Source organism: Sphingobium sp. (genome assembly GCF_035511395.1).
Classification (GTDB): domain Bacteria; phylum Pseudomonadota; class Alphaproteobacteria; order Sphingomonadales; family Sphingomonadaceae; genus Sphingobium.
This window is the reverse complement of sequence record NZ_DATKFP010000014.1, coordinates 1-4,074: the sequence shown is the minus strand read 5'-3', so window position 1 is coordinate 4,074 and position 4,074 is coordinate 1. Positions and strand designations below refer to the sequence as shown.

The 4,074-nt window shown below is 61.7% G+C and carries 10 protein-coding genes; 2 read left to right on the top strand and 8 right to left on the bottom strand.

The window, feature by feature from the left end:
* The 6 genes from VMR39_RS00680 to VMR39_RS00655 form a co-directional block, all read right to left on the bottom strand.
* On the bottom strand, window positions 1-247 hold a 247-nt coding region (locus VMR39_RS00680; protein WP_325413358.1), incomplete at its 3' end, for a hypothetical protein.
* A 3-nt stretch (window positions 248-250) separates the two neighbouring features.
* A complete protein-coding gene (locus tag VMR39_RS00675) occupies window positions 251-484 on the bottom strand; it encodes a hypothetical protein (protein WP_325413356.1) in 234 nt (77 codons plus the stop codon).
* A 209-nt stretch (window positions 485-693) separates the two neighbouring features.
* Window positions 694-1,299, bottom strand: coding sequence for an HNH endonuclease (locus tag VMR39_RS00670; RefSeq protein WP_325413354.1), 606 nt, complete (start codon window positions 1,297-1,299; stop codon window positions 694-696).
* 156 nt (window positions 1,300-1,455) lie between these two features.
* Window positions 1,456-1,677: a hypothetical protein gene (locus VMR39_RS00665; protein WP_325413352.1), complete on the bottom strand. Its 222-nt coding sequence runs from the start codon at window positions 1,675-1,677 to the stop codon at window positions 1,456-1,458.
* A 39-nt stretch (window positions 1,678-1,716) separates the two neighbouring features.
* On the bottom strand, window positions 1,717-1,929 hold the full coding sequence (locus VMR39_RS00660) for a hypothetical protein (RefSeq protein ID WP_325413350.1): 213 nt from the start codon (window positions 1,927-1,929) through the stop codon (window positions 1,717-1,719).
* Complete coding sequence (locus VMR39_RS00655; RefSeq protein ID WP_325413349.1) at window positions 1,926-2,195, bottom strand: hypothetical protein; 270 nt, start codon at window positions 2,193-2,195, stop codon at window positions 1,926-1,928. The genes VMR39_RS00660 and VMR39_RS00655 overlap by 4 nt, the downstream gene beginning before the upstream one ends.
* 76 nt (window positions 2,196-2,271) lie before the next feature.
* Here VMR39_RS00655 and VMR39_RS00650 point away from each other — a divergent pair, with 76 nt between their 5' ends.
* A complete protein-coding gene (locus tag VMR39_RS00650) occupies window positions 2,272-2,559 on the top strand; it encodes a hypothetical protein (RefSeq protein WP_325413346.1) in 288 nt (95 codons plus the stop codon).
* A gap of 33 nt (window positions 2,560-2,592) precedes the next feature.
* Here VMR39_RS00650 and VMR39_RS00645 read toward each other — a convergent pair whose 3' ends face one another.
* Window positions 2,593-2,868, bottom strand: coding sequence for a hypothetical protein (locus VMR39_RS00645; RefSeq protein WP_325413344.1), 276 nt, complete (start codon window positions 2,866-2,868; stop codon window positions 2,593-2,595).
* Window positions 2,869-2,915: 47 nt separating this feature from the next.
* On the opposite strand from VMR39_RS00645, the gene VMR39_RS00640 reads away from it, so the two are divergent.
* A complete protein-coding gene (locus VMR39_RS00640) occupies window positions 2,916-3,638 on the top strand; it encodes an SOS response-associated peptidase (protein ID WP_325413360.1) in 723 nt (240 codons plus the stop codon).
* 254 nt (window positions 3,639-3,892) lie between these two features.
* Here the strand turns inward: VMR39_RS00640 and VMR39_RS00635 are convergent.
* Window positions 3,893-4,074, bottom strand: a 182-nt coding sequence (locus VMR39_RS00635; protein ID WP_325413342.1) for a thermonuclease family protein, incomplete at its 5' end; no start/stop codon positions are given.

The following is a 4,074-nucleotide window of genomic DNA, read 5'->3' as shown; positions in this document are numbered from 1 at the left end:
CGATCTGCAGGCGGTTGTATACCGCACGCCATGCCGACTTGAGCAGGTTGCCGCGCAGGCTCGACGCGTGAAGGTACGGCTTCGAGCCGCCCACGCTCTCGACATAGACGCCCTGCACGGTGGCGGACATGCCAAGGCGATCATAGGCCTGCTCGAACTCGGCAATGGCCTGCTCGACGGCCGCGTTCTTGGCGGCGTACTCATCGATGATATCGGCAACGGTGGTGGGGAGTGCGATAGCGTTCATGGCTCAGCCCCCCACCACGCACGAGAAATGCACGTGCTTGATGTTGTCCCCGAACGGCAGCGCATCATCGCAGTCGTCCTTGGTCAGGCCGCTGTCGAGCACATAGGCATCGGTGCGGTACTGCATGACCAGCTGATAGCTGGGCTCGGTCGGGCCCCACTTGGTGAGGGTAGCCTGTAGGGCCGAAGTGCCGAGGAGAGCCGCGGCGATGATGGGGAGAAGGAGAATTGGGCGCATGTTCTGTTTCCCGTGTTCATGCCGGTGAAACGACCGGCGGCGCAGGGACATAAGCGCAGAACTTGGGGATGGTTGCAATACTAAATCGCGCGCGTCCATGAATAAATCGCGGGTCCTACCTAGTGATAATCAATAAGATAAGCGCATAGGAACCGCGATTTTTGTCTGACACCCCATTCTAGACATTAATTGCAGTTTATAGTGTCAGACTATCGCTGCGACTTCGGAACGAACTTGTTATTTTCCGGTCTCCGCATGCCGTGCGCAGCGGCATAGCCAAGTTCCTTTTCTGCCAGTCTTCTCGCGGCGATCGCGTCTTCCAGCTTGACGAAAACTCCAAGCGCCTTGGGCTTCCCGTTACATCCGATGCTGGCCTGCCACTTCTCGTGGACGCGGTTCCAACTCACACCTGAGACACCGCTGCTGTTGGTCTTGTTGAGGCGGCTATTCTTTTGGATGACGCTATGAGGGACATCGCGAAGATTGCTGATGCGCGTGTTAGTGCGGTCGCCGTCAACGTACCCGACCTCTTCGCTGGGCCATACGCCATGGAAAATTGCCCAGATCACCCGGCTCGCTTTGAAGTACCTGCCGAAAATCGTTCCCTGCCGATAGCCACCCCCATCTAGTCCCGTGAAGGCTTCTTTACCTGCTAGCCGGCGGTTCCAGGTAATTTGCGCTCGATGAGGATGCTTGACGCCGCGCGCTTCGAAAAGCGCCAATGATCGCTCCCGCCAGAAGAGCTTTCCGGTCAAAGGATCGTAATCGAGGAGTTGACGCAGCTCTTCCGGCGTCGGAATTGGGCTCTTAGCCATGGCGAGTCCTTTTCGCTATTGGTTAGGGCTGGTTCGAGGTTGCACCCTCGTTCCGGCCCGACTGCCTTAGCACATCGCAAGCCCAAAGAAAAAGCCGCCACGCGGGTGCGCAGCGGCTCAGGATGCGTTGGGGAAACGCTCGGGGCGTCTATGCGCCTATGGGGTGCTCGCCAGATTTACGGCGAGCTGCGGAAAGCGTTCGACCCTGATTTTCGGCAGGGTCACAATGTCGTCGGTAATCTCGAGCTGGGCTCGGAAGCGCTCGATCACGCGGGGCATGATGTCGCGCAGCTGGATCAGATCGTCGCGGGTTCCGGTGCGCGCTGCCGCCAGGCCGTGAAGCCGCTCGGCATGATCAGCTAGTTCTCGGTCAGTCATTTTGTCGCATTCCGATGGCAGATATGTTCAGACGCCGCCCTAGTGGCGCGACGTATCGAGCTGGGCGTGGAGAAGGGCATCGACCTTTTCGAGGATTGCCTTCCAGTAGGTCGTACCGATCCGATCGCCGTTACGAGCAACCCGTGTGGCTTCGTTCACGACCATGCACGCGGCGGCGCGGCCGAGGTGACGAGTGAGATCTCCGGCATAAATCCAGTCTGCTACTTCGCGCTCCGGACCTGCTGTGCTCACAGGGCGGCCCAATCCAGTTCGGCATCGTCCAGGGCGTCGTGCATGTCGGGGTCTGCCCCCTGGGCGCTCAGGCGCTTGCGAACCGCCACCGGATCCCCGTCCTTGGGAAACGCGCGATCGGCCTTTGCCGCTTTCGCCAGATCACCAATGAAACCGCCGCGATCGATCTGTTGCAGTACCCAGCGGCCGAAAGGCAGCGCCTCGGTCGGCGCCTCGTTGACGTTCACACGCAGGTCGCTGGGGCTCAATCCTGAGAAGGGTGGCATCGAGAATCACTCCGGGTTGATGTGATGCTTCATCCTATCTGTTCCACTTTCGTTCCGCAATCGGTATGGAACGGCAATGGCGATTCCCCCACCCTCTCCAGGTCGCATGAACCGGTTTGCGATCGAGATTCTTGATGCAGCGCGCGAGAATGCCGAGCCTGCGCCTATCGACCCCAACCCGGCCGTGAGGCTGGCGCTGGCATGGCTGGCCCACAACGGCGTCGCGGAAGCGTGGCAGGTCGAGCAATTCTGGAAGTGCATCACGACGCCGCCGGGTGAGCATCGCATGGACCCATATTGCCGCAGCCGAGATATGAACATCTGCGTCAACCGGTGGACGACCGTGGCGACGGGAAAGCGCTAGTTCAGATCGCGCCGTCCAGCGCGGTCTGGGCTACTAGGCACCGCCGGTCGTAGTACGCGATTGCTCGTAGTCGAGATAGCAGTTCACTGCTTCCACAAGCCCGGCAAGCGTATTGATCGGGAATTTCAATGCAGACCGGTGGAAGGCGATATCCAGATCGACCATATCCACCACCCGCCCGCGCAGGCGACCCATGACGATCGACAGCGTGGCGACCTCGGCCACCGGCAGCGCCGCGCCCACATCAATGAGCGCCTGAGCCACGTCATCTTCAGTGGTTGCGCGCAGGACTTCGACGGTGACCATCATCTGCTCTCCTCATTGACTTCATGCACTGGGCGCCCATCATCGGCGCCATGTGCAACCTATATCGCATGAACAAGGCAACAGCCGAGGTGGCGAACTGGTTCGGCCGTTCATCGCAACTCGGCGCAAATTTTGCCGCAGAGGTCTACCCCGGCTACCCCGGCCTCGTTGCGGAGGGCGATGGCGTCCGCGCCATGACTTGGGGCTTCCCGCTGGTCCTCAAGAGCAAGAAGACCGGCGCGCCCTTGAAGCCCAAGCCGGTCAACAACACGCGCGAGGACAAGCTGGGCACCGGCTTTTGGCGCGACAGCTTCGTGAAGCGCCGCTGCCTGATCCCCGTCACCGCCTGGGCGGAAGCCGAGGGCGCCAAGGGCAGCATGACCCGAACCTGGTACTCGCTGCCGGGGCAGGATCTCTTCGCAGTCGCCGGCGTCTGGCGGCCGACCGCGGAATGGGGCGAGGCCTATTCGATGGTCATGGTCGATGGCTGCGAGCAGATGGCCGACGTGCATGATCGAATGCCAACCATCCTAAGGCGCGAAGACTGGTCGCGATGGACCGACGGGACGCCCGAGGAGGCTTTCGCGCTGTGCAGGGTGTGGGACGGGCCGCTCGCGATCGGCGTCCGATCCAGGTGCCGTGCTGCTATGAGTGTGGCTTCGGCGGTACCACGTCTGGCGACCTCGTGCCCTTTGCAGGCTCGCCATTTGCCAGCGGCGGCTCGGCTTCGTCTTTCTCCCAGCGGTCGCTCTCTTCGGACGGTTGCCCCGTGACATTTCGCTGATCCCGGGGCTCATATTCGCCCCTGCCATCCCTGGCGTTTTCCTGCTCGCGCCAAGACTTTTTCGGATCGCCCGCCGTCCCGGTGACCTTCCGGGAATCCTGCGGCTCGTATTCTCCGCCGCCTGACATGATCTTCTCCTATTGTGGTGATGCTCCATGGTGAAGACTTCGCAGGAGGGCGAACGGTTTCAGTTCGCCTGCGGAAGCGGGCCGCGCCGTGCGATCGACGCGACGTGCCCGGCCTTCAACGCCAAGGGCGCGCCAGCCCTCGTTCGACCAAATAGGCGCCGGCGTCGCGATCGTCGACGTAGATGTGGGCAAGCGTCCGACCGTAATCATCTCTGCCGACACGCTCGATGCTCACCCGGCCGCTGGCGAGGACAGCCTGCAGGCCTACGCGGCTCGCCTCCCCGGCCCGGTAGTCGC